Raw genomic sequence first — 26,996 nt, 5'->3', positions numbered from 1 at the left:
AGGAATATTTTTTTTAAGTTTGCATATATACAAAAAAGGTAATCTAGTGAAATTAAAACCTGTAAATAGCATCTCTGGCGTTGCTCCGAAGGACTTCATAAAAGACTACTTGAATAAGAGTCAACCGGTTATCATCAAGGATTTCATCAGCAAAGAGAGTCCTTGTTGGTCGAAATGGAGTTATGAGTATTTCAAGGAAATAGCGGGCAATGAACAAATCGACGTATATGGTCGTGAAGAAGAGTCTCAGAACCATGCTGCGAGTCCACCTGTTGGGCGTATGAGTTTTGGTGATTACTTAGATCTAATAAGAAAAGAACCAACAGAATTACGTTTGTTCCTGTTCAATTTGATGAAGATCAGACCTGAATTGAAAAAGGATATGATCTTTAACGATGTAACAGGAGGTAAAGTACTTCAATGGCTACCCTATATGTTTTTTGGAGGCGAAGGATCTGCTACGCGGAACCACTTTGATATCGATATGTCGCATGTGTTTATTTCCCAATTCCAAGGGAGCAAACGCATCTGGTTGTTTCCAAACGACCAGTCTGACCTGATGTACAAACTGCCGTATAACTTCCATAGCATTGCCAACCTGAAAAACAGTTCGACCAGTGATTATCCAGGATTGGAATACTTGGACGGATACGAAGCGGTTATCCACCCTGGAGAAACCTTATACATGCCGGCAGGATGGTGGCATTATATCCAATATGAAACGGAAGGTTATTCCATTTCGGTTAGGGCATTGGCCAATAGTATTTCGGAGAAATTGAAGGGTGCAAGAAACCTTTTCGTCACCAGACATTTCGATGATACCATGCGTAAGATCTTCAAGGATAAATGGTTCGATTATAAGATCAATACGGCTAAGAAAAGAGCCAATAAAGCGATGAAACGCTATAAAAAATAAAAGCGGTATGAATTGCTCAGAAGCAAGGCATTAAAAGAAAATGGGTCCATTGATTAATGGGCCCATTTTTATTATAAGGGAAAATCCTTTATCTATACCATGTAGATGGTTAAGGCTTCACGATGACCCATCCTTCTGATCCTCGGATCACCAATTCGCCATTCCCACTAGGTACATAGCCAATAAAATCATACAATTGATGCTTTTCCAAACCTCTTTCCTGTAGGGAATTGGTACATTGGGCAACAATCACCCCTTTTTCGATCAACTTTTTCAGGTCTTCCTGGTAAGCCGAGTTCTTCAACATCACTTCGGTACCTCCCGAAAAAGTGATCAATTCCACTTCCACCTTGCCCTTTAACCTGGGATCATTCAATAGGTTGTTAATGTTCCTAAAAGCTTTTTTAACGATATCCGGGTTGTTGCTGTCCAATTGATAAATGGCTTTGTAATTTTTTTGGAGAGCTTTTGCTCCCGTAAACTTGACATTTTCAAGGAGTTTATTTCCATTGGGTTGTTGCTGAGCTTGGACGCTCAAACTGAATAGCAAAATACTGGTAATTAAAAGTAAATATCTCATGTTATTGGATCTTAATATATGTTGTTCTAAATATCATCTTATTCTTCTTCGATGGTTTCCTTTACACTGTATTTATAGAAAAGGGTATACGGGTCGGAAGGATAGACTTGGGCATCCGGATCATGCTTAAAAGGGATCTCCCTATTGAACAGTTCTTCCAAGGTTTTCCGTAAAAATGCTACAAAATCGCCTTTCATCTCTTCCAGAAAATAATCTGAAAATACCATGCTGCCACTGTTGTTTCGGAATAGCGTGCCATCTTCCCGCATTCTTCTTGCCACATATAAATGAGGTTCCAACCCTTTGAGCCCAGTTACCTGCTCGTATACAAAGGCATAGAACAGTGTCTGCAACAAAGCCTTATTTTCCGTGTCTTTGGCAAAAACCTTTTCAGGTTTGGTAAATAGGATCTTATCCCCTCCGGTTTTATAGTCTACAATCCTTGTCTTCAATTGCCCATCCTTATCCACCACTTCATCCACGCGGTCGATGATCCCGTAGAGCCTCAACTTTTCCGACTGACCATCCACTAGGATTTCAAAGTCCAGTTTATAATCCTCTTCATTCTCCAACTCGATGATCCGGATGGCATCATAATTTGCCATATCATATTCCAGGTACATCCGAATGTAGGCGGATGAAATTTTGTGCATGATTCGCTGAAGACTGTTCAGGTCATCGATATTGCTGACCTCCAATTTATATTCCGAAGCAATTTCCTGAAGAACCATTTGGTCTACTAATCCTAATTTATCCTTAAGCGTTTCAGTTGGCGTGAAATCGGGATTCCCTTTAAGGGGTAGATACAGTAGTTCCATACATTTATGGATGATGGATCCGAGGTTGTTCATTTCAAATTCCTGTGAAATGGAAGGAGGTTCCTTGATCTCGGCCACATACTTGAGAAAGAACTGCAAGGGCGATTGAAGGTAGGTGGTAAATGCAGACGCTGAAAGTTGTTTTTTATTGATGATATAGGTCTGGTACAATTTATCCCATATTTCGTCCTTTTTTTCTACGATCAGTTCGTCCGGTTGGACCGGGAAAAGCAGTGGTTGCTGTTGCGTCTTTTTAATGAACTGAAACTGGGTTTCAAATTCCATCTGTTTGATGAACCGGCTTTCTTCCCCTGTACTGCTTTCATCGACAATTCCATTATAGAACAGGTGCATCCCTTGGGAATACTGGAAGTGTCGATAGAATAGATAGGCTGATAATGCATCCTGATTTTCCAGTACGGGTAGACCATAGGCTTTACGAAGGTTATTCGGAAGAAAGGTAGCCGCACTGGAGGTCTTTGGTAAGATGCCTTCATTGGCGCCTAACACATAGATGTTATCGAAATTTAAACATCGGCTTTCCAATAGTCCCATGATCTGGATGCCTTTTAGGGGATCCCCTTCGATAGCAGAATTGATCGGTGCGATCGCTTTTTTTACCAATCCGATCTGGAAGGATATGCTGAGGTTGCCCAATTTTTCAAATCCGGCCTGCAATTGGTTCAACACCTTGCGGGTTTCGATCAACAGATCGGATTCAATCAGCTTGATCCTACCTTGGAGCGCCATGGATTCCAAAAGGGAACCGATCATTCTGTTGATCCCAGGAATGACCCCTTGCTGATCTTGGATAGGTTCAAAAAAATACGGGATGGCCGAAGTTGAAATATCGATTTCATTTATCGGGACCTCAAACTGTTGTTTATCGGCGATCTCTTTTTGGATCTTCTGCTTGGCAAAAGTTTCCATCTTGGTCATCGGATGGGAAAGGAAAGTTTCTAACCCTTGGTAAGGGATTTTTTCCTTTTTCTGATGGGAGATGGCCAATTGGGTTTCACACCACAGATCGATCAGTCCATAGAGTGGCGATTGGATAAGGGGATAACCCGTTGTAATGTTGACTTCCAGGTCTGGCAAGCTCTGTAATAAAGGGACAAGCAGACTCTCATCGGCCAATAGAATGGCAGCAGACTTATCCGCAGGAAGACCTGCTGGAAAATCCGCTAACAAAACATCATGCAATAACTTTGTTTCGCTGTTCTTTCCCAAACATTGATATAACTGCACTTCAGAAGTCCTGTTTCCAATGATATTGGGAATATCTCCCAATGCGTTCAGAAGGCCTGAACGCTGTATGTTCCTTCGGATAAATAGACCCGCTTCCTGCAGGTTGTCATCGATATAATGTGCATCCGCATCAAAATAGAATAAGGCTTGTCCTTCTTCCTGCCATTGTTTGAATAGTTGGGCCTCCGCGCGGTTCAAGGCATTGAAACCGACGAATAGGACTTTTTGAAATTTCCTGTTGAAATCAGGTTTTTCCGCTTTTCCTTCTGCCAAGGCTCGATAGATCGTAGGATGATTGATCTGGTTTTCTTGGGCCATTTTTTCCTTGAACAGCCTATATAGCACTGGAAGCCTCTTCCAAAGTTTAAGGAAACGTTGTTGTACGGCTGTATGGCCTTTGATGGAAAAGGATTGCCAGAATAATTTGATGAATTCCTGTTGCTCTGGCGTGAAATGCTGGAAAGCCAAGTCAATTTCCGTATTGTCGAAAAGGGTCATGTAGATCTGATCGATCGGAACAAGGTCATAATCCAATTGGGAAAAATCGCTCAGAATGATCTCCGCAATCGGGTAGAATTCTTCCAGGCTTTCCGGTTCCAGGCCTTCCTTTTTTAACAGGTCATTGTGCAATTCAAACAGGTAAAAAAACTGACTTAATGAAGAGGCCAATGTTTTTGTGCTTGATTGGGAAAAGAATTCCTGGATGGTAAAAAACTGTGGCGACCAGATTGCCTGTCCGTAAACATCGACCAGATGTTTCTTCAGGTAGGTAATCGGTCTTTTATTGTTGAATACAATGGCAATATCGGAAATTTCCTTGCCGAATCTTGTCTGTATGTCTTCTGCTACTAAACGTAAAAATGGTTTTTCCATTCTTTTTAATTTACTTCTACTAATTCTTTTGATTTGGCGTAATATAAATAGCCTTTGACCGCTGGGTAACCTACATTTTTGAGGGCATCCATATAGGTTCCTACTTGGTATTTATGTTCGATATAATCGCCTTTGGTGAACTTAAAGTCCAATACAATGGTTTCTCCATCCTTGCTGAATACCTTGTCCGGACGTAGGGTTTTTCCTTCGGAGGTAATAATACTGGCTTCATTCCAAACCTTATAGTCCTGGGTTAGCCATTGGTTGATCTGGGGATGGTGCCATACTTCCTGGATCTCTTTCATCAGATCTGGACGGGCATGTTCTTCGATAATTCCCTCTTCGATAAATTGGCTGACCAAGTCCGCAATATCCTGCTCCTTTTCTACGGCTGAGATGATTTCATGGGCAAGGACCCCATACCTCGCCGCTTCCTCCATCATCAGGATGTTATTGATGCTCCGTTTGCTGGAACGATCCAGTGCCCTATCCAATTCCTTCGATATCGGGTAGTTCGTCAATGCCAGTTTATTTTCTTCCTGATCTTCGCCATCATCTTTCTTCAGAATGATCTCCTGGATGTTGACTTGGTTATCTTCCAAAGGAAAAATGGATTGTGGATCCATTAATGTTTGAAGCAATAGATCGCTGATGTATTCATTTTTGACTTCAAACCCATTCAATACGTTGGCCGATTTGGCATCGGCCTCCTTAAATTGGGGTGCTGAGATATATAAATGTTCTTTTGCCCTGGTGGTTGCCACATAGAAGGTGTTCAGGGCATCCATGTAGTTGAAGAGCATTTCCTCGAAATATTGCTTATAGAAAATGGATTTTCCTAAGGCGGCATTGTATTTTACAGGGATTTTTCCGAGCTCTTGGAAAGGGCTGTCCATTACATCGATCCAGAAATCGCCATTGTTCATGCCATCCAGATTCCAGGAACAGAACGGGATCATGACCACATCATAAGCCAATCCTTTGGATTTATGAATGGTGGTGACTTCGATGGCATCCAACTTTCCGTTTGCTGGTAGCACGGCCTTCTCGCCGTCTTCGTCCCAGTATTCCAAAAACTGGAGGATACCCCGTTCACCCATGCTCGAAAACTGGGTGACCATATCTTTGAAAGCCAATAAATAGGGAAGGTGTATGCTGTTTTCTTGTCCAACCTGATAGATCTCGATCAGCTTTTCGGTCAAATGGACCAAAGGCATTTTCTGCAAGGCCAGCCAATTTTCAATCAATGGCTGAGGAAGAACCCCATTCAAGGATTCGATCTGATTAGCCTTGAATGTTAACCAGGCTTTGGGATCGATGGCAGAGTTGCCCATAGCCAATTGGTATAGGTAGGCCATATTGGCCAGATGGATAACATGTTTTTCCGATTGGAAAACCAGTGCGCGAAAGGTTTCTACCAAGAGATTTACGGCATGGTTGGATATCAGGGTCAATGCATCTCCAGAAATCACTTCGAATGCGAGCTGCTTTTCATTTTTAAAACGCATCAGTTCCTGGATCAGCAACCGCGCTTGGGCATTGCTGCGCAACAAGATCCCAATCTGTTTTGCTTGGTATCTACCACTGCTGATCCACTCGCCGATCTTTTGGCATAGGGTATCTACAGAAGCATCCATAACTTGGTTCTTTCTGAATCGCCCATGCTCAACAGGGAAATAATTGATTTCTATGGAGCCCTGTGGGTTATCATCCCCCAAAAGATGTTCGGGAATCTGCTGCTCGGTATCTTGATAGGCCTTAATCAACATCTGATCGTTGCCTGTTTCCTGCCACCAAGCCCAGGAATCGCCGGAAAGACTCTCCAATACCTTATTGTTCAATACCTCCTGCAATAAGGAGGGGATTTTATCGAACAGGTAGTTATTCAGTTTGATGATGTTCGGCAGACTGCGGAAGTTGGTCTGTAGGGTGCCGTTATGGATAAACTGTTCAAGCTGTTGCGGCTGAAGATGGAAATTGTCGACCACCTGTTTTTCCACCTGTTGCAACAGTATCCGCCAATCGCCATTCCGCCATCGGTAGATGCTCTGTTTGACATCGCCTACGATCAGGTGCTCATTCAAGGTGCCTGTAGCATTGGCCAAGGCGTTCAACAATAAAGGGCTGTAGTTTTTCCATTGGATCCGGGAAGTATCCTGGAATTCATCGAATAGGAAATAATTGAACCGGTTACCGATCTTTTCCCAGATGAAGGTAGGATCCTGTTGGTCATCAATTCCGATTTTGTTCAGGAGAATCTGCGCATCAGAAATCAATTGCGCCCCATTTTCTTTCCGCCATTGACTAAGGAGATCACTCATCTCTTTTAATAAACGAAGGAAATATAGATTCCCCTGAACCGAATGATAGGCGATATAGGATGGGAAAATACCTCGTAATTCCATGAGGATATCCAAGGCAGGCTGCATGGCCTGTACCAAATCTGTACGGTAATTTTTATCTTGGTCAACAAATATTTTTTCTGGTTCTTGCACCAAGGTGTCATATTTCTGGAAGACCTTTTCATCAAGATCTGAAATGGAGAATTTATGGATATTTGGATTTACCTTGCTGGCCGAGACCAGCTTATTTCGTGACTTCTGCACAAGTTCGGACTCGTCTATGCCCAAGCTACGGTAGGTTTGGTTGAACTGTTCAATGGCAGCGCTTAAGGCGTCTAGAAAGTTGCTGGTCTTTTCGGAGACCTCTTTGTTCAAGAGGTTGAAAATACGGTTGGAATCCGCAGAAAGTATGTATCCATCAAATTCCTGGAAATTTTCACTGAATATAAGACCGGCCAGACTCATCAATTGATTCCGATAGTTCCAATTTTCATTGTTTCCTATTTTTTGCTCCGCATAAGCAATGATCCATTCCAATAGTTCGGGTTTTTCATCCAAGAGCTGATTCAGCATGATGGTCAGATCCCGTTTTACCTTATTGGTGTTCATTTCGATGGCATATCCGGCATCCAGATTCAATTCATAGGTAAAGCTTCGGATGACTTTTTGGGAGAACCCATCGATGGTACTCACAGAGAAGTGGGAGTAATCGTGCAAGATCCTTCGGTATATACGTTGTGCTTTTTCCTGAAGGGCATGTGCATCCCATTGGGGATGTTCTTCCAATAATATCTGTCGGTAATCCTCGATTTTCCTAGCGGGATTTCCGGTTGCTAAGCCCTGCAACACGGAGAGGATTCTTTCCTTCATTTCCGCGGTTGCTTTGTTGGTAAAGGTTACAGCAAGTATTTCGCGGTAATTGCTTTCCTTGGCCAACAATAAAGATAGGTAATGTACGGTCAGGCTGAATGTCTTTCCGGAGCCTGCCGATGCTTTAACTATTTTTAGGGGTGCTTTTTCTTGCATAGGGTGTTGTGGATTAATGTGATGAATATAACGGTTTGCTTTTATTATTGGAAATAAGTTTTTATCTTTGCGTCCCTTCTTGCATGAAGTACGGGGGATATGTTGAATACATAAAATAAAAAAAAACATGGCAACTAAAATCAGATTGCAAAGACATGGTAAAAAAGGAAAACCTTTTTACCACGTAGTAGTAGCAGATGCACGTGCTCCACGTGATGGTAAATTCATCGAGCGTATCGGTTCTTATAACCCGAACACTAACCCAGCAACTATCGTATTAGATTTCGAAAAAGCATTGGATTGGATGAATAAAGGTGCACAACCTACTGACACCGCTCGCGCTATCCTTTCTTACAAAGGTGTTTTGTACAAAAAGCACTTACAAGGTGGTGTGAAAAAAGGTGCGTTCGACGAAACTAAAGCAGAAGAACTTTTCAACAACTGGTTAGAAGGTAAAGGTGCTCAAATCGAAGGAAAAAAATCAGGTTTAGCAAAAACTAAAGAAGAAGCTAAAAAAGCTGCTTTAGCTGCTGAAGCGAAGAAAAAAGATGACAGAGCTGCTGCTATCGCTGCTAAAAACACTCCTGTTGCTGAAGAAACAACAGAAGAGGTTGCGGAAGAAGCTACTGAAAACACTGAAGAAACTGAAGGATAGTTCCTTAAAGCATTATTCAAATGAAAGCCGATCTACTTTAGATCGGCTTTTTTTGTATTTTTGTGGCTTAATTGAAAAAAAAATGAACATCGATCAATGTTTTTACATCGGATATATCAGTAAGACCCGCGGTCTGAAAGGGGAGGTCCAATTGTTTTTTGAGTTTGAGGATTATGCCGACCTGGATCTGGATGTCATCTTTGTAGAAATTGATAAGAAGTTGGTTCCTTATTTCGTGGATCAGGTCAAGTTGCACAATAACAGTACAGCCTACGCTTGGTTTGAGGATGTGGACCATATCGATAAGGCCCAACCGCTGGTGCGTAAGAAGATCTATCTCCCTAACGATAAAATGCCGGAAAGAGATCCGGATGATTTCCGATATTCCGATTTGATCGGCTATGTGGTGATCGATGAGAAGGATGGGGAGCTGGGAGAGATCTTGGATGTGCAGGAAATGCCGCAGCAGTTTATTGCCACGGTGGATATGGATGGACAAGAGGTGCTGTTTCCATTGAACGATGATCTGATCGTTGGTATGGATCCGGAAGAAGAAGTGATCGTAGTGAAACTTCCAGAAGGACTGATCGATCTGTACAGAAAACTATAATTGTTCTGGAAACCCTAACAGGTACAGGAACATTAAAATAATTTTTACTTTTCAGATTTTAAACCGATATTAGCGGTGCTTATAGAGAAAGGCAGAGGGACTAGACCCGCTGAAGCCTTAGCAACCTGACACTTGTCAAGGTGCTACATTCTACCTTTAACCAGGAAAGATAAGCTGATGAACCAGTACTCGCTGTGTTTTCTCTAAGCATTAATTTTAGTATATGAAGATTGTAGATCACATTAAAAATGCGAATGGCAAGACCTTGTATTCCTTTGAATTGCTTCCGCCAGCAAAAGGACAGGGGATACAGAGTATTTTCAAGACCATGGACGAATTGATGGAATTCAAACCTCCGTTTATTGATGTTACTTACCACCGGGAAGATTATCTCTATAAGCAACATTCCAACGGTTTATTGGAACGGGTGTCGTATAGAAAACGTCCCGGCACGGTGGCCATCTGTGCTGCAATCATGAGTAAATATAAAGTGGATGCGGTTCCGCATCTGATCTGTGGTGGTTTCACGAAGGAAGAGACAGAAAATGCCTTGATCGATCTTAACTTTTTAGGGATCGATAATGTATTGGTGTTACGTGGAGATGCGCGTAAGGGCGACTCTGATTTTATTCCTACACCAGAAGGACATGCCTATGCCATCGACCTGTTGGAGCAGGTAGCTGATATGAATCGCGGGCAATACCTGCATGAAGATATTGGGAGTTCAGAAAAAACTGATTTCTGTATAGGGGTGGCCGGTTATCCGGAAAAGCATTTTGAAGCACCAAACTTCAATACCGATTTTAAGTGGCTGAAAAAGAAAGTGGAAATGGGTGCTGAATTTATTGTGACCCAAATGTTCTTTAATGTCGAAAAATATAAAGAATTCGTAACGAAATGTAGGGAGCATGATATCCATGTGCCGATCATTCCCGGTTTGAAACCTCTGACGACGAAGAATCAATTGATCACCCTGCCGAGGATCTTCCATTTGGATATCCCTGAGGATTTAAGTGATGCGGTGGATGCTTGTAAAACCAATGCCGAAGTGAGGCAGGTTGGTGAAGAGTGGCTGGTGCAGCAATGTAAGGAGCTGATCGAATTTGGTGCTCCGGTACTGCATTTCTATACCATGAGTAATCCTGGTCCGACAAAAAAGATAGTAGAAAAACTGGTTTAAAAATAAATGCCGATTGGATGCAATCGGCATTTATTTTTAAAGATTTAAATCTTAATTTTCTTCTTCTTCCTCTTCTTTACTAATTTTAGCCCATTTATCAAGCTGCTCTTTTGTTAAGAAGGTTTTCACTTTAGCTGTTCTAGCTTTAAGATTTGCCTCTTGTTGTTCTCTTTTTGTTTTAATCGCAACGCCTTGTGCCTCAAGAATATCAGTTTCTTGTTTTGCTGAAATTAACACATGCTTAGCAATGGAATCCTGCTGAGGTTTTGTCAAAGCTAATTTTTCAGTCAATGACTTGACAATAGATTCCGTTACATTTTTAGCAATAAAGTAATCACGCTCTGCTGGTTTAGTTTCTTGTGCAGATGCCACACCCACTGTCAAAGCAGCTGCAAATGCGATTGATAATAATTTTTTCATTTTACGTTTATTAATGGTCACTCTATGTGATTTATTAGAATTTAAAGTTAAGAATATTGTTTATTATTTCCACAAATGTTATTTAATTTTATGACTGGTTAAGGTGTTTAAAGGTTTAATGCTGTTTCTTAACTTATTTTCATTAGTTTTTGTTAATATTGTTAACTTTAAATAGTTGTATTTCAGCTTATTGTTCTCCTTATGGTTTTTTATAGCAACCCGGTAACCAAGTTTATTGTCCCAGGATTTATGCGTTTCTACGGATAATTTACATTTGTAATTTAACATATTTTAACATTTATGCCTTTGTTCGATGTATCATCTATTCCTGATAACATGTAGCATCTATTCTATTCCTAAACTTATTGATTCGTCGTTTATTTCTTCAGGTTAGCTGTTAAATTATGTTAATAGGTGATTTCATTTTTATATTCTTATTACATTAGATTGAATTAACTAACGCCCATAATTATGAATTACTCGAAGATCAACAACCTGCTAGGATGGCTCTGTGGAATCATTGCAACGACGGTATACATCCTCACAACGGAACATTCTTCCAGCTGGTGGGATACAGGCGAGTTTATCGCCTCGGCCTATAAATTAGAAATTGTACATCAACCCGGCGCTCCCTTATTCTTAATGCTTCAAAACCTGTTTTCCAATTTGGCTTTTGGGGATACGGAAAAAATTGCATTCTGGATGAATGTGGGTTCTGCAGTCTGTAGCGGATTGACTATTGTTTTCCTATTCTGGACGATCACTGCCATTGCACGTAAAGTATTGGTTCGTGGCTATGAAGAAGTAAGCCAAGACCATCAGCTAAAGATCTTTTCTGCAGGATTGATTGGTGCTTTAGCCTATAGCTTTACAGATAGTTTTTGGTACTCTGCCGTGGAATCCGAGGTGTATGCCATGTCATCCCTTTGTACGGCCGTCGTATTCTGGTTGGCTTTGAAATGGGAAAGAAGAGCGGATGAACCAGATGCCAATAAATGGTTGTTGGTTCTGGCCTATGTGATGGGATTAAGTATAGGGGTACACTTGCTGAATTTATTGACTATACCTGCCATTGCGTTGCTGATTTATTTCAGGAAGACCCCACAGGTCAAATGGTCGGGAATCCTAAAATCATTAGGTTGGGGAGTATTGGTGCTGGCTTTGATCCTTTGGGGTGTGATCCAATATTCTGTAAAGATTGCAGCCCAGTTTGATCTGTTTTTTGTGAATGGCTTGGGTATGCCATTTGGCAGCGGAATTTACTTCTTTGTCGCCCTATTAACGGGCGGATTGGTATTTGGAATATATTATTCGATTAAAAAATCTAAGCCCATCCTGAATTTGGCTTTGCTTTCCTTGGGTTTTATCTACATGGGCTTTGGCTCCTACGGCTTATTGATGGTACGTTCGCATACCAACATCAGCTTGAACAATAATGCGCCTGATAATGTATTCTCCTTTTTGGGCTATTTGAGCAGGGAGCAGTACCAATCGGAGCCTTTATTCAAAGGTCCTAATTTTGATTCTCGAATAATTGGTGTCAAAGAAGAGGGGAGCAACTACAGAAAGGATGCTAAGACTTATACAAAAATTGGAGGTAGAAATTCCTATGAATATGATAAGGAAGTACTGTTCCCGAGAATATATCATAAAGATCATGAAGCATTCTATCGATCATATCTGGGGTTAAGGGAAGGGGAAAGTCCGACCTTTGCTGATAATATGAAGTTTTTCTTCCAGTATCAGATTGGTCATATGTATTCCCGCTATTTCATGTGGAATTTTGTGGGAAGACAAAATGATCAGCCAAGCCAGGGGGAATACTATGCAGGAAATTGGATTTCAGGCATTTCCTTTCTCGATGATCTCCGAATTCCCGGACAGGCTCATTTAAGTGAGTATTTTAAACAGGATCCCAGCAGGAACACCTATTTCTTTCTTCCATTAATATTAGGGGTGGTAGGTTTGTTATGGCAATTGAAAAAAAGTAAAAGGGATGCGGCTATTGTAGGTCTTCTCTTCTTTTTCACAGGGTTAGCGATAGTTCTATATTTAAATCAATCGCCATTACAACCTCGGGAAAGGGATTATGCTTATGCCGGATCATTCTATGTGTTCTCGATTTGGATCGGCCTAGGTTTCTTGGCCATCCTTGAATTTATACAGCAACGCGTAAAACTGCCAGCAAGGCAATTGACCGTTGCTACAGCAGGGCTATGTATGTTCTTGGGACCAATCTTATTGGTTACCCAAAACTGGGATGACCATGACCGTTCTGCACGTATGATGACCAAAGAGATGGCTTATAATGCCCTGCAATCCTGCGAGCCGAACGCCATATTGTTTACTTATTCCGATAACGACACCTTCCCTTTATGGTATTTACAGGAGGTGGAAGGTGTAAGAACAGATGTTAGGGTCTTGAATCATGGGTACCTGCAATCGGATTGGTATGTAAAACAGGCGATGCAGGACATCAACCAATCCAAGGCTATCCCTGTAGGATTTGGTTTTGATAAGGTTAAGAAAGGAGTCCGCGATTACATAAGGGTGTTGGATATGGGAATCGAAGGTCACGTGGATCTGGACCAGATGTTGGCCATTATGCTTTCTGATGACCAGGCTAACAAAGTCCAATTACAGGACGGTACCTTTGAAAATGTCCTACCCAGCCAAAAATTGAGATTGAAGATCAATAAGGAAGCGGTACTGGCCAATTCGGTCGTTCCGAAATCTTGGGAAGGCTACATTCCAGAATACATGGAATGGGATTATAAACAGAATTACGTTTCGAGGGCGGAACTGGCCATCATGTCTATCCTAAATGAGAACAACTGGGAGCGTCCGATCTATTTCACGACCATGAGCCCCAATTCCATCTTTATGGGGATGGATAAGTATTTGGCGAACGAAGGGATGTTGTTGAAATTGATGCCTGTAGAGGTTGGTCAGCCGGCAGATGACACCTCCTTGGTCAATACAGAAAAACTGTATAGCAATGTGATGGAGAAATTCAAATGGAGTGATATCTCCACGTTGGACCACTTCGATACGGATTCGAACAAGTTTTACGAGAATTGGGTGTTTTCCAATGTGTACCAACAAGGGATAGCCCAGCTCATGCAACAAGAGAACTTTGAGCATGCGAGAAATCTAGCCTTAAAGGCCTATGATTTCCAACCAAAAGTAAACCGGTCGATGCGCTTATCCTACCTGAATGGTACGGTGGTGGATACCTTGTACAAAACTAAAGAGCTGGAGAAAGCGAATAGCCTGGCTAAAAGAAACCTGCAGACTATCGATGAATTGTTGAATGAACAATTGCTGATCAGTAAGCGATCGTTAGGAGGTGCCGATGGCTATATGATTCAATTGGGGCTTGCAGCTTTAAAGAATTACGAAGGAATTTTAGGCTCAGCCAAAGATGAATCCTTATTGGCAGAGGTTAAACGAATGGGAGATAAATATAATTCAGTCTGGATGTAATGTTCTAAACCCATCCCTATTTGTCCATAAAAAAATCCTCTTCAACTACATGAAGAGGATTTTTTTTTAAGATAAAATATAAATACCGTTCTTGAACGCAGATCTATTAGCCTTTTTTCACCTCTTTAGCCCATGAGTCTTTTAACCCAACGGTTCTATTGAATACTGGTTTTTCTGGCGTACTGATCTTATTGTCCAAGGTAAAATAGCCCAATCTGATGAACTGATATCCTTTACCCGGTTCTGCATTAGCTAAATCAGGTTCGATGTATGCTTTTTCAATAATTTGCAAACTATCCGGATTAATGGATGCCTTGAAATCCTCAGCAGCGGCAGGATTGATGTCCTGGAACAAGCGATCGTAAAGTCTTACCTCGGCTTCTTTCGCATGAGCGACCGATACCCAATGTATAGTTCCTTTCACTTTCATGCCTGAAGTGTCTTCACCTGATTTTGAATTCGGATGATATTCACAGATTACCTCTGTGATATTCCCGTTTTCATCTTTATTAAATCCGGAACAGGTTACAATATATCCATGCTTTAAACGAACAGATAATCCAGGTCCTAAACGGAAGAATTTCTTAGGTGCATCCTCCATAAAGTCCTCTCTTTCGATCCAAAGTTCTTTGGAAAAAGGGATCGTTCTGCTGCCTTCGCCACCTTCTACTTCCGGGTTGTTCTCGCCATGCAGTTCCTCAACTTGACCTTCCGGATAATTACTGATGATCAATTTGATCGGATCAAGGACAGCCATCCTTCTCCAGGCCGTTTTATTCAAATCCTCGCGGATGCAGAATTCCAATAAACTCACATCGATCATGTTTTCCCGCTTTTGAATACCGATGCGTTCGCAGAAATTACGGATACTTTCTGGGGTATAACCACGTCTGCGAAGACCAGAGATCGTAGGCATGCGTGGGTCATCCCAACTTTCCACGAATTTCTCATTCACCAATTGCAACAATTTACGCTTGCTCATCACGGTATATGTCAGGTTCAAACGCGCAAATTCATATTGTTTGGAAGGGAATATTTCCAATCTATCGATCAACCAATCGTATAACGGACGGTGAGGGATAAATTCCAATGTACAAACGGAATGGGTAATCTTTTCGATGGAGTCCGATTGACCATGTGCAAAATCATACATCGGATATACACACCATTTATCACCAGTACGGTGGTGGTGGGCATGTTTGATGCGGTAAATGATCGGATCACGCATGTGCATGTTCGGACTTGCCAAATCTATCTTCGCACGTAATACCTTCTCTCCATCTTTATATTTTCCTTCACGCATTTCTTCAAAAAGCGTTAGGTTTTCTTCCACACTTCTACTACGGTATGGCGTAGGGGTTCCTGGTTCGGTAGGAGTTCCCTTTGCAGCTGCAATTTCCTCTGCTGAACTATCATCCACATATGCCAGTCCATTTTTGATCAGCTCAACGGCATATTGGTACAAGGTATCAAAATAATCAGAAGTATATAATTCCTCAGCCCATTGGAAGCCAAGCCATTGAATATCTTTTTTGATGCTCTCTACGTATTCCACATCTTCCGTAACCGGATTGGTGTCATCAAAACGAAGATTTGTTTTACCATTGTACTTCTGTGCCAAAGCAAAGTTCAGACAGATCGACTTAGCATGTCCAATATGAAGATAGCCGTTTGGTTCCGGCGGGAAACGGGTCAAAACACGACCGTCATTCTTCCCATTACGAAGATCTTCTTCAATAATCTCTTCAATAAAATTCAAGGATTTTTCTTCTTCTAACATGTAGCAAAGTTAGGTATTTCAACGATATATTGGTTATCCCATTAACGAATACTTAACGCTATTTTACGTATTTTCGATGTATATTTAAACAATTATGAATTTGAGATTATTACTACTTACCCTGATTATATTTCCTGTTGCATTAATGGCCCAAAAAAGGGAAAAACCGAAGATGTTGGTCTATGGTTCGGATATTACGGCACTGACTGCTGCTGTGCAGGCGGCGAGATCGAGTGTTCCCACGATATGGGTATTGGATCAAGAGCAGATTGCCCCGGAGATCACTTCCCAAACTTTGAAGATGGTTAAAAATGAAAATCTGGATGCGGGCATCTGGATGAATCTGTTGATGGAGATGGGCATGAGCAAAACCAAGAGTGATTCTTTGGCGATGGCCGTGAAAGCCGATTTCAATCCTCAATTGGCGCGAAATGCGATCGAGAAAATGTTGAGGGAATTGCCCAATCTGACTATTGTTAGGGATCAGCAGATCTTGAATGTGGAGAAGAAGAGAAGGGAATGGCAGATCCAACTTGCCAATCGGCAGAGCATACAGGTGCTTTCTGTGGTTGATGCCAGCAAGGATGGATTGCTATTCAAAAAGGCTGAAGGAACAAAGAAGGAAGGGATGTCCAGCAGTTTGCAGAGGGCGAAGGAAGTGAGTTTGGCAGCAAGTAGGACCACATTGGCGGTGGGAGAGCTGAAGGATGAGGTGTATGTCTTATTGCTGAAAGATCTATTGACCTTTGAAAAGGAGAATCTTTTTGATATTGGTTTCTTGCGGGAATTGGATCCGGATCCAGAAAATATTGCGTTTAGAGCAGCTTATGGGCAGGCTTTGGGGGCTACAGCTGGATACGTAGCTTTCTTTAAGACCGATACAAAATCCATTGATATTCGGAAATTGCAGGCGGAGTTGTTAGGTTTTTCGGCAAGATTGAATCCTTACCAGGATGTTAAGACTACGGATGTGCATTATGGATCTATACAGAAAAGTTATTTATCGGGATTTTTTCTCGGAAAGGTGGAAGGGGATAAGTATATGTTCAAAGGGGATGATTTTGTGAAGTTTGGAGATGTAAAGGATGTATTGAATGATATCTATACCCGGAGCCAGCTATGGTTCTTGGATAATTATAAGGAAGAGGATATGACCTGGCGGGATTTATTCAGCTTGATCAAGTTTGTATCCTTTAAAGGAGATGAGGTAGAAAGACAAGTGGAGAAAGATTGGAAAAGTAGGCGGAAGTTTGAAGGCGAGTTTGATCTGGATAGTAAAATAACTAGAGATCATTTTGCTGTAATGGCCGATCTGTATTCTACCGCTTTCGCGAAAGCAATTAATTTGGATGGAAGCTTTGTTAAGTAGATTATAGATAATAGACGATAGATTATAGACCCTGTCATCGTAACAACCTTTTCATCGTAAGAACTTCTTCATTGAAAGAACATTTCTATTGAAAGAACATTTCTATTGAAAGAACCTTTTCATTGAAAGAACGTCGTCATTGCAAGAATGCTGTCATTGAAAGAATTCCGTCATTGCGAGAACGCCGTCATTGCGAGGAGGTACGACGAAGCAATCTTTCTTTTTTGTCATCCTGAGCGTAGTCGAAGGATCTGTGCATTGGTACACGAACAGATGGTTCGACTACGCTCACCATGACATGGGTAAAGATTGCTTCGTTCCTCGCAATGACGGCGTGATGTCTTTATTGAATAGAGATAATAGATTATAGACATTAGACAATAGATTATAGACATTAGATAATAGACCATGCCAAAGTCTATCATCTAATATCTATCATCTATCATCTAAAAACCTACATATACTTAAACACCTTACCCAGCGATTCATTGCTGGTAAAAGTTGTATCCAAATCGATCAATTGACCAGTACCGATATTGATCACCATTCCATGGATCGCTAGATCAGCGCCATTTTTCCAGGAGTTCTGCACAATGGACGTACTGCAAAGATTCAATACCTGCTCCTTCACATTCAATTCCACCAATTTATTGGTCTTTTCGGTTTGATCTTCGATCGCATCAATCTCTTCTGCGTGCAAGCGGTATACATCCTTGATATGGCATAACCAGTTATCAATAATACCATATTGCTGACTACTCAAAGAAGCGGCAACTCCACCACAACCATAGTGTCCAGCTACAATGATATGTTTTACCTTCAATACATTTACAGCATAGTCTAAAACGGCTAACATACTCATATCCGAGTGCACACACATATTGGCAATATTACGATGTACAAACACCTCGCCCGGTTTTCTTCCTGTCAATTCATTCGCTGGCACACGGCTATCCGCACAACCAATCCATAAAATCTCCGGGTTTTGTCCATTTGCTAACTGTTGAAATCTTCCTGTTGTGTCTTTCTGTACGAAATCCATCCAGTCTTTATTACCTTCTATAATGTTGTTAAAACCAATTTCTAACTCTTTTAAGCTCATTTTTTTAATTTTTTATATGTTGTTCGATTAAGAAACAATACAAGTTTCTGCAATTATTTTATTCTTTTAAACTACTTTTTGAAGTTTATGTTTTTTTTTCTTGAAAGGACTCTTATTAGATCGCTTTCTTTTTTTGTAAGTTACATCGTTCAGCTCAATTTCCAAGCCTTTGCTTATCGCATTCTGCTCAAAATCCTTGATGACATCAATGACATCTTTGTCAATAAACTTACTTCGATGTCCATCGATCAAGATACTCTTCACGTTTTTTGGAAGGTTGTACAGTTTTTCTTGAATTGGCGCTTTGTTAAGGAAGGTTACTTCCTCCGCCAAGGTCAACACCGCAACAGAATTATCCTCTACCTCCGTTGGTTTGATGTTGAAATGGTAAGCATTGTGCATGTTCGCCCTCAAGATATAGAACGTAGCAACCAAAATACCAACCCCAACACCGGTCAATAGATCAGTGAAAACAACCGCTGCAACCGTTACAAAGAATGGAATGAATTGATCCAATCCTTTACCTAACATCTGCTTGAATAAAGCTGGTTTTGCCAATTTATATCCTGTATGTAAAAGGATAGCGGCCAAACCTGCCAATGGAATAAGGTTGATGATGCTTGGGATCGCCAATAAGGCCAATAATAACCAAACAGCATGCAACATCGCCGATTGTCTTGTTCTACCGCCCGCATTGGCATTCGCAGAAGAACGAACGATCACTGATGTCATAGGCAATCCACCTAAAAATCCAGAAGTCATGTTACCAATACCCTGCGCAACCAATTCCCTGTTTGTAGGTGAATTTCTTTTCAATGGATCGATTTTATCTACTGCCTCGATACTCAATAAAGTCTCTAAACTCGCAATGATCGCAATGGTAATGGCCACAATCCATACCTCTTTATTCAGGATCTGCGTGAAATCTGGGAAGATGAACAATCCTTTGAATTCCGCAATGGAAGAAACCACCGGGATGGATACAAAGTGATCCGGGTTCAAGGCCAAGGAAGTTCCTTGGAAAGCATAACCCAATCCCACACCTAATAATACCACGATCAATGGAGCAGGGACTTTGTTCAATTTCTTGATATTCGGCCAGAAAATAAGCACAGCCAGGGATAATAAACAGATTAACGTAGCCCCCCAGTTGATACTGGAGAATATCGTATCTGTAAATGCTGCAATGCCACCGCCGTTATCCAGTTCAAAGGCATGCGTCTCGGTCATTCCGAAAGCCAATGGAATCTGTTTTAGGATAATGGTGATACCGATCGCTGCCAACATACCCAGGATTACTGAGGATGGGAAGTAATTACCGATCATACCGGCTTTTACGATCCCCAGGATCAATTGGATAACCCCAGCGATCATAACGGCTAGGATAAAAGTTTCGTAAGCACCCAGTTTTTCAATGGAGCCCAGGACGATTACGGTCAGACCGGCTGCAGGACCACTCACACTTAGAGGAGAGCCTGAAACCGAAGCAACCACTAATCCGCCTATTATTCCTGTTAAGATACCGGCAAAAAGTGGCGCTCCGGAGGCCATCGCGATTCCTAAACATAAAGGTAATGCGACTAGAAAAACTACTATACTTGCGGGAAAGTCATATTTTAAGTCCCTTTTCGACAATTTTAGAAAAGCGGACGTACGTGTACCAAACATAATTTGTTCAATTTGTTAAATTCAATTTTTTTTGTGAATAAGCTCAATGGTCCCATTAAGACACAGCATGGCCGGTCAGAGAACCTGATAATCGGAAAAAAATGAATTAACAGTTAGGAGGGGGTGTTGGTACGGATGGATGAAAGGCACAGATACTTTTTTCATTACGTAGGTAATGCTTGATCTGCGCTGTACTTTCAATAGTGGGATTAAAGGCTAGGAAATCAATGGAATCTGGTTTGAATACCTTGATACCCGTTTCATGGATATCTTCATTGTTGCTATTGGCTCCTTTGGCCGTATTCTCGATTTCTAATTGCATAACCACCTGTAGAACAGTACCTTTATCCAGTACATCTACAAACATCGGCGTGATGGATATCAGCATCTTTGTGAAGAACACAAAGAAACATAGCTTGGCAGCTAAGATCCTGTACGCTTTTGTAAATAAGTTTCGGCTCGCAATCATAAACAGTACAAAAATAAAATTTAATTTTAAAAAGAAAGCTTTTTTGAAATTTTATTATGAAAAAATTACAAAAGGATTGCCTTTAATCTGATTTCTTAATAATTCCTTAATGTACTTCTCTCAAAATTCTATTATTGTATAATCCTATTTAATTCCTATTTTCGGGTACAAATAGTTCAGTATTAGTCCAAAAATACCATGAAAGAACAATTTATTCAGAAAATTACAGCCTCTTATAGTCCTAAGGGCGCTTTTATACAATTGGGATCCGGAATCCTGAATGGCGAAATCGTAACGGATGCCAAGGTTAACCTGGCCTTGAAAATGATGAACCGACATGGTTTGATCGCCGGTGCAACGGGTACCGGAAAGACCAGGACCCTGCAATTGATGTCCGAACAGCTCTCCGATGCCGGCGTACCGGTCTTCATGCTCGATGTAAAAGGCGATCTTTCGGGATTGGCAGAGCCGGGAAAAACCAATGACGCCCTGATCGAGCGTGGAAATGCTGTGGGTATTCCCTTTGAACCTGCCAGTTTTCCGATTGAACTCTTTTCCTTGAGTGGCAATCTGGGTGCTCCGATGCGCGTTACGGTAGAGGATTTTGGTCCTGTGCTATTATCTCGGATACTGGATCTGAACGATACCCAAGCCGGTGTATTGAGCGCGATTTTTAAATATGCGGATGATAATCAACTTCCAATCGTCGATTTCCAGGATCTGAAAAGGTTATTGAGCTACCTTTCGGAAGGTCCGGGAGCGGAGGAAATAAAAAGCGATTACGGAAAGATCAGCTCGGCAAGTGCCAGTACCATCCTTCGAAAAATTGTAGCCATTGAACAGCAAGGTTTGGCACATATCTTCGGGGAAAAGGAGTTTGATATCAATGATCTTTTCGGAAAAATTGATGGGAAAGGGGTGATCACCCTCCTGAATATTTCGGATATCCAGGATCAACCATTGTTGTTTTCCACCTTCTTGTTGAGTCTCTTGGCGCAATTGTTCAAGAACCTCCCGGAAGTAGGCGATCTGGATAAACCAAAATTGGTGTTCTTCTTTGATGAGGCGCATTTGTTGTTCAACGGCGCATCCAAAGCCTTTTTAACCCAGATTGAACAGATTGTTCGCTTGATCCGTTCCAAAGGAGTTGGGGTTTTCTTCTGCACACAGGCAGCAACCGATATCCCTGAATCTGTTTTGGGACAATTGGGAAATAGGATCCAACACGCCTTACGGGCATTTACCCCTAACGATGCGGAGAACCTCCGGAAAACGGTGAAAACCTATCCGACCTCCGAGTTTTATGAGATAGATAAAATATTGACCTCCTTGGGAACAGGACAAGCCTTGGTGACGGTATTAAATGATAAGGGTATTCCAACGGAAGTGGTAGCCACGCATCTGGTTCCTGCCAGGGCAGTAATGGGTCCTTGTCAACCGGCACTATACCAGGAACTGGTCCGCAATTCCGAGTACAATGGTAAATACCATGAACGCGTGGAGCGCCGTACGGCCTCCGAAATCCTGGAAGAAAAAATGGGGCAGTTCGAGGCGCAGGAAGCAGCAGAAAAGGCACAGAAAGAAGCCGAAAAAGCCTCTAAAAGCAGTAGTTCATCGAAGTCTCGCAGGCAATCGCCTTTGGAGGCTGCCCAGAACCAGGCCAGCAGAACATTGGCCCGGGAAGGGGTGAAATTGTTGGGGAAACTGGCAAGTGGCATCTTAAATGCAATGTTTAAAAAGAGATAACAGTAAAATAGTATATTTGCGCATAGAAATTAAGAATACTAAACAAAAATTTATATTATGGGAAAACCTACTTTGGTAGTATTAGCAGCAGGAATGGCAAGCCGCTACGGATCATTAAAGCAAGTTGACGGATTTGGTCCACATGGAGAATCTATTATCGACTATTCAATTTATGATGCTATTCGTGCAGGATTTGGTAAAGTAGTTTTTATTATCCGCCAAGAATTTGAGCAGGTAATGCGTGATAAATTTGATGCAAAATTCGCCGGGAAAATCGAAGTGGATTATGCCTTCCAGGATTTCAACCTGAAGAAATTTGGTGTTGACAAGGAAATCGAACGTACAAAACCTTGGGGCACTGCCCATGCGGTTATGAGCGCTAAGGATGTCGTTGATGGCCCTTTCTGTGTGATCAATGCCGATGACTTCTATGGTTATGATGCCTTCCAGAAAATGGCGGATTTCTTGACCAACGAAGTTTCCGATACCCACATGTCCTTAATGGGCTTTGAAGTGGGTAATACCATGTCGGATTATGGCTATGTTTCTAGAGGGGTTTGTGAAGTCAACGAAGAAGGAAATATGGAATCGGTTACCGAACGTACGAATATCTATTACGTAACGGATGATAACGGAAGCCGTAAGATTGTTTATGAAGAGAATGGCGTGCAGACAGAACTTCCTGCAGATGCCAGGGTTTCTATGAACTTTTGGGGATTCACACCTAAAGTATTTGAGGTATGTATGGATCTGTTCCCAAAATTTGTGGAAGAGAATGGAGATAATCCTAAATCCGAGTTCTTTATTCCATCTATCCCAGATTATATGGTGAAGCATGGTATGGCGGACTTTAAAGTGATCCCTACCTCTTCAAAATGGTTCGGTGTAACGTATGTGGAAGATAAGCCGATCGTTCAGGAGAGCATTTCTAAATTGATTGCAGATAAAGTTTATCCGGAGAAATTGTTCTAAGCAGGAGCAGCTTTCAAAGAAATATGGAACGGCTAAGGAAATTGATAAGGATTTCTTTAGCCGTTTTTCTTATTATTGGGGTTCAAATATAAACCATAATGAAAAAAGTAATGATCTGGTTGGGTTATGTATTATTGGGATTGTTGGTTTTCGGCTTGATCTATTTCTCTGCTGATGCGGTACTCTCGCGCATTTCGCTGAATAAGCAGGAACCAAGTGACTCCAAAACGGAGATCCCATTTTATGTATTGTCCAATGGCGTACATACGGATTTGGTTTTGCCCATTAAGGTAGGGAAACAGGATTGGAGCAAGGTCTTTCCGATCGATCATACCAAGGGTAAATCCGCAGATCATCGGTTCATTGCCATTGGATGGGGCGATAAAGGGTTTTATTTGAATACACCGGAATGGAAGGACCTAACCTTAAAAACCGCCTTGATAGCCGGGCTTGGAATTGGAGAAACCGCCCTGCATGTGACTTATTATAGGAATATGAGGTTAGGGGCGAATTGCAGGAAATTAATGATCAGCCAAGAGCAGTATCAAGCATTAACTGATTTTATCTTAGCGAGTCTGGATAGGAATGCCCTTGGAGAGCCGATCTACATTCAAACAAATGCGCAATATGGTATGGATGATGCCTTTTATGAGGCAAAAGGGGCTTACAGCCTGTTTTATTCTTGCAATACCTGGTCTAATCATGCGCTCAAAAGAGCCAAACTTCCTGCTGGGGTTTGGACAGTATTTGATAAGGGTATTTTGAGGCATTATCGGTAATCATGTGGCAATGTCATCCTGAGCGTTAGTCGAAGGATCTATTCGTTGGCCAACCGTACAGATCCTTCGACGAAGCTCAGGATGACATAAGCGTACAGATCCTTCGACGATGCTCAGGATGAAACAGCCCTGCTCAGAAAGACAAAAAAAGGGGAGTTTCCATTTGGAAACTCCCTTTCATATGATAAGGATAATTTAATGAAACCCCGAAGGATCAATAAATCGCTTAAATTATTTCACTTCCTCAAAATCAACATCCTGCACATCATCAGCTCCGCCTTGGTTTCCGCCAGTATTAGCTTGACCTTGACCAGCATCGCCTTGTGCTTGTTGATCTCCAGCGCCTTGGTTAGAAGCAGCGTACATCTCTTCCGATGCTGCATTCCAAGCGGCCTGTAATTCAGCAGATGCCGAATCAATATCTGCGAAGTTTTTCGCTGCATGAGCAGTTTTCAATTTCTCTAAACCTGCTTCAATTGGAGCTTTCTTATCTGCCGAGATTTTCTCGCCATACTCTTTCAATTGTTTTTCGGTTGAGAAGATCAAGGCATCTGCAGAGTTCAACTTATCCACTTCCTCTTTCACTTTTTTATCTGCTTCCGCATTAGCTTCCGCTTCTTGCTTCATTTTCTTCACTTCCTCATCCGAAAGACCAGAAGATGCCTCGATACGGATATTCTGCTCTTTACCGGTTGCTTTATCGATTGCCGATACTTTGATGATACCGTTCGCATCGATGTCGAATACTACTTCGATCTGCGGGATACCACGAGGTGCAGGAGGGATGTCTGTCAATTGGAAACGTCCTAACGTACGGTTCTGTGCAGCCATTGGTCGCTCACCTTGCAATACATGGATCTCTACGGATGGTTGGTTGTCAGATGCAGTCGAGAATACCTCCGATTTACGTGTAGGGATCGTGGTATTGGATTCGATCAATTTGGTCATTACACCACCCATGGTTTCAATACCTAAGGAAAGTGGGGTAACATCCAATAACAATACATCTTTCACTTCACCGGTTAATACACCACCTTGGATTGCAGCACCTAAAGCTACTACCTCATCTGGGTTAACACCTTTTGAAGGATCTTTTCCGAAGAATTTTTTAACAGCTTCTACGATTGCTGGAATACGGGTCGATCCACCTACTAAGATTACCTCATCGATATCTGAAGTAGAGTAACCTGCGTTTTTCAATGCTGTACGACAAGGCTCGATAGTACGCTCGATAAGCGGTCCTACTAAGCTTTCAAATTTAGCACGTGATAAATTGCGTACTAAGTGTTTTGGTCCTGTTGCATCAGCAGTGATATATGGTAAATTGATCTCTGTTGAAGTAGTGCTTGATAATTCGATTTTTGCTTTTTCAGCAGCTTCTTTCAAGCGTTGTAATGCCATTGCATCTTTTTTCAGGTCGAAACCATTGTTCTCGTCAGCAAATTCAGCTGCTAACCAGTTAATGATCGCGTTGTCAAAGTCATCACCACCTAAGTGTGTATCACCATCGGTAGATTTTACTTCGAATACGCCGTCGCCTAATTCAAGAACAGAAACGTCATGCGTACCACCACCACAGTCGAATACCACGATTTTCATGTCTTTGTCTGCCTTATCAAGACCGTAAGCCAATGCTGCAGCTGTAGGTTCGTTGATAATACGCTCTACTTTCAATCCTGCGATTTCACCAGCTTCTTTCGTTGCTTGACGTTGCGCATCGTTAAAGTATGCAGGAACGGTAATTACCGCGCGAGAAACTTCCTGACCTAAATAATCCTCAGCCGTTTTCTTCATTTTCTGAAGGATCATGGCTGAAATTTCTTGTGGTGTATATTTACGATCATCAATTTCCACACGTGGCGTATTGTTGTCGCCTTTTACTACTTTATAAGGAACATGTTCGATCTCGTTTTTTGCCTCATCGTACGTTACACCCATAAAACGTTTGATAGAATAAACAGTTTTGTGCGGGTTTGTAATCGCTTGACGTTTTGCAGGATCCCCAACCTTACGTTCACCACCTTCTACGAATGCCACGATTGAAGGCGTAGTGCGTTTACCTTCGTTGTTGGCAATTACTACCGGCTCATTACCTTCCATTACGGCTACACATGAGTTGGTAGTTCCTAAGTCGATTCCTATAATTTTTGACATATCTTGTTTTGTTATCTATTTACTTTTTTAAATTTTTCGATTTCATATTCTATCAACAACGCTTATGCCAAATGGTTTTTTCTCATTTTGTCAGCGGAAACGCGGTAATTATTTCCTGCTATTGTCATTGGAATGTGACATTCTGTCATCATTTCTGAATTATCCATTAATTGATTACTTTTGTGGAAATAGAAATCAAACATGAATTTTGACGAATACCTGAGTTACTTCGAAGATATTTTAACAAACACAGAAAATCACGAAGCATACTCCAACGATGCTGATTACCTGAACTACACCAAGCTGAACTGGTCTAGGATGACCAGATGGCTTAAAAAGTTTGAACCTTCTGAAGAAATGAAAAACTGTATTCAGCAAATTAAAGATCCACAACATTGGATCGTTATCACTGAACCTTGGTGTGGGGATGCGGCACATTCCGTAGCGCAGATTTATCAGATCGTGAAGGACAATGAATTCATTGATTTGGATATCCAATTGAGAGATACTGAACCATACCTGATCGATGAATACCTGACCAACGGCGGCAAATCCATCCCAAAATTGATTATCCGTAACGATGTAGGGCATGATAAAGTGATCTGGGGCCCAAGACCTGCTGTATTACAGGCTATCTTTGAGCAAATGAAAGCCGAAGGTAAACCTTTCGAAGAAATCAAGGAATTTATCCAACGTTGGTACAATGAGGATAAAGGCGAGGCCATCCAGAAAGAATTGATCGGATTATTAAGTGAATAGATTAATGTAAATCATAGGGATTTCAAATCCTGATATATAAAATT

The 26,996-nt window shown here is 41.5% G+C and carries 19 protein-coding genes and 1 riboswitch; of the genes, 10 read left to right on the top strand and 9 right to left on the bottom strand.

The features are described from left to right. Positions 1-46 precede the first annotated feature (46 nt). Positions 47-916 (top strand): cupin-like domain-containing protein, encoded by an 870-nt coding sequence (locus E3D81_RS14830; protein WP_134778002.1) that lies wholly within the window; start codon positions 47-49, stop codon positions 914-916. A gap of 109 nt (positions 917-1,025) precedes the next feature. Here E3D81_RS14830 and E3D81_RS14825 read toward each other — a convergent pair whose 3' ends face one another. From E3D81_RS14825 to E3D81_RS14815, 3 genes are read right to left on the bottom strand one after another with little or no spacing between them, the layout of a single operon-like run. After that, entirely contained in the window at positions 1,026-1,496 is a 471-nt protein-coding gene (locus tag E3D81_RS14825; protein WP_134778001.1) for a DsrE family protein, read from the bottom strand. 38 nt (positions 1,497-1,534) lie between these two features. Next, the gene (locus tag E3D81_RS14820; RefSeq protein ID WP_134778000.1) at positions 1,535-4,435 is read right to left on the bottom strand and encodes a PD-(D/E)XK nuclease family protein; all 2,901 of its coding nucleotides are present in this window, start codon (positions 4,433-4,435) and stop codon (positions 1,535-1,537) included. 5 nt (positions 4,436-4,440) lie between these two features. Next, positions 4,441-7,803: a UvrD-helicase domain-containing protein gene (locus E3D81_RS14815; RefSeq protein ID WP_167554326.1), complete on the bottom strand. Its 3,363-nt coding sequence runs from the start codon at positions 7,801-7,803 to the stop codon at positions 4,441-4,443. Between the two features lie 127 nt (positions 7,804-7,930). Between E3D81_RS14815 and E3D81_RS14810 the strand changes: the two genes are divergently transcribed. From E3D81_RS14810 to metF, 3 genes are all read left to right on the top strand, one after another. Next, on the top strand, positions 7,931-8,458 hold the full coding sequence (locus tag E3D81_RS14810) for a 30S ribosomal protein S16 (protein WP_099367256.1): 528 nt from the start codon (positions 7,931-7,933) through the stop codon (positions 8,456-8,458). Positions 8,459-8,540: 82 nt separating this feature from the next. After that, complete coding sequence (rimM, locus tag E3D81_RS14805; protein WP_134777998.1) at positions 8,541-9,068, top strand: ribosome maturation factor RimM; 528 nt, start codon at positions 8,541-8,543, stop codon at positions 9,066-9,068. Positions 9,069-9,144: 76 nt separating this feature from the next. Further along, a riboswitch (SAM riboswitch) is annotated at positions 9,145-9,244 on the top strand. A gap of 47 nt (positions 9,245-9,291) precedes the next feature. Then, positions 9,292-10,248: a methylenetetrahydrofolate reductase [NAD(P)H] gene (metF, locus tag E3D81_RS14800; protein WP_099367258.1), complete on the top strand. Its 957-nt coding sequence runs from the start codon at positions 9,292-9,294 to the stop codon at positions 10,246-10,248. A 51-nt stretch (positions 10,249-10,299) separates the two neighbouring features. On the opposite strand, the gene E3D81_RS14795 is transcribed toward metF, so the two are convergent. Then, positions 10,300-10,668 (bottom strand): hypothetical protein, encoded by a 369-nt coding sequence (locus E3D81_RS14795; RefSeq protein WP_134777997.1) that lies wholly within the window; start codon positions 10,666-10,668, stop codon positions 10,300-10,302. 471 nt (positions 10,669-11,139) lie between these two features. Between E3D81_RS14795 and E3D81_RS14790 the strand changes: the two genes are divergently transcribed. After that, a complete protein-coding gene (locus E3D81_RS14790; RefSeq protein ID WP_134777996.1) occupies positions 11,140-14,154 on the top strand; it encodes a DUF2723 domain-containing protein in 3,015 nt (1,004 codons plus the stop codon). Between the two features lie 106 nt (positions 14,155-14,260). Here E3D81_RS14790 and E3D81_RS14785 read toward each other — a convergent pair whose 3' ends face one another. Further along, on the bottom strand, positions 14,261-15,934 hold the full coding sequence (locus E3D81_RS14785) for a glutamine--tRNA ligase/YqeY domain fusion protein (protein ID WP_134777995.1): 1,674 nt from the start codon (positions 15,932-15,934) through the stop codon (positions 14,261-14,263). A 100-nt stretch (positions 15,935-16,034) separates the two neighbouring features. On the opposite strand from E3D81_RS14785, the gene E3D81_RS14780 reads away from it, so the two are divergent. After that, complete coding sequence (locus tag E3D81_RS14780) at positions 16,035-17,303, top strand: FAD-dependent oxidoreductase (protein ID WP_167554325.1); 1,269 nt, start codon at positions 16,035-16,037, stop codon at positions 17,301-17,303. 454 nt (positions 17,304-17,757) lie between these two features. On the opposite strand, the gene E3D81_RS14775 is transcribed toward E3D81_RS14780, so the two are convergent. The 3 genes from E3D81_RS14775 to E3D81_RS14765 form a co-directional block, all read right to left on the bottom strand. Next, positions 17,758-18,405, bottom strand: a complete 648-nt coding sequence (locus tag E3D81_RS14775; protein WP_099366808.1) for a carbonic anhydrase — start codon at positions 18,403-18,405, stop codon at positions 17,758-17,760. A gap of 66 nt (positions 18,406-18,471) precedes the next feature. Beyond that, complete coding sequence (locus E3D81_RS14770; protein WP_134777993.1) at positions 18,472-20,073, bottom strand: SulP family inorganic anion transporter; 1,602 nt, start codon at positions 20,071-20,073, stop codon at positions 18,472-18,474. Between the two features lie 106 nt (positions 20,074-20,179). Further along, complete coding sequence (locus E3D81_RS14765; protein ID WP_245153231.1) at positions 20,180-20,542, bottom strand: hypothetical protein; 363 nt, start codon at positions 20,540-20,542, stop codon at positions 20,180-20,182. Positions 20,543-20,740: 198 nt separating this feature from the next. Here E3D81_RS14765 and E3D81_RS14760 point away from each other — a divergent pair, with 198 nt between their 5' ends. The 3 genes from E3D81_RS14760 (at position 20,741) to E3D81_RS14750 (ending at position 24,039) form a co-directional block, all read left to right on the top strand. After that, complete coding sequence (locus E3D81_RS14760) at positions 20,741-22,288, top strand: helicase HerA-like domain-containing protein (protein WP_134777992.1); 1,548 nt, start codon at positions 20,741-20,743, stop codon at positions 22,286-22,288. 57 nt (positions 22,289-22,345) lie between these two features. Beyond that, the gene (locus E3D81_RS14755) at positions 22,346-23,260 is read left to right on the top strand and encodes a sugar phosphate nucleotidyltransferase (RefSeq protein WP_099366813.1); all 915 of its coding nucleotides are present in this window, start codon (positions 22,346-22,348) and stop codon (positions 23,258-23,260) included. A 98-nt stretch (positions 23,261-23,358) separates the two neighbouring features. Then, positions 23,359-24,039, top strand: a complete 681-nt coding sequence (locus E3D81_RS14750; protein ID WP_134777991.1) for a TIGR02117 family protein — start codon at positions 23,359-23,361, stop codon at positions 24,037-24,039. Positions 24,040-24,270: 231 nt separating this feature from the next. On the opposite strand, the gene dnaK is transcribed toward E3D81_RS14750, so the two are convergent. After that, on the bottom strand, positions 24,271-26,193 hold the full coding sequence (dnaK, locus tag E3D81_RS14745; RefSeq protein WP_099366814.1) for a molecular chaperone DnaK: 1,923 nt from the start codon (positions 26,191-26,193) through the stop codon (positions 24,271-24,273). A 201-nt stretch (positions 26,194-26,394) separates the two neighbouring features. On the opposite strand from dnaK, the gene E3D81_RS14740 reads away from it, so the two are divergent. Continuing rightward, positions 26,395-26,952 carry a thioredoxin family protein gene (locus tag E3D81_RS14740; RefSeq protein ID WP_134777990.1) on the top strand — a complete coding sequence of 186 codons (558 nt, stop codon included), beginning with the start codon at positions 26,395-26,397 and terminating at the stop codon, positions 26,950-26,952. Positions 26,953-26,996: the final 44 nt, after the last annotated feature.

Source organism: Sphingobacterium sp. CZ-2, assembly GCF_004526235.1.
Classification (GTDB): Bacteria; Bacteroidota; Bacteroidia; order Sphingobacteriales; family Sphingobacteriaceae; genus Sphingobacterium; species Sphingobacterium tenebrionis.
This window is presented reverse-complemented; position numbering and strand designations above follow the sequence as displayed.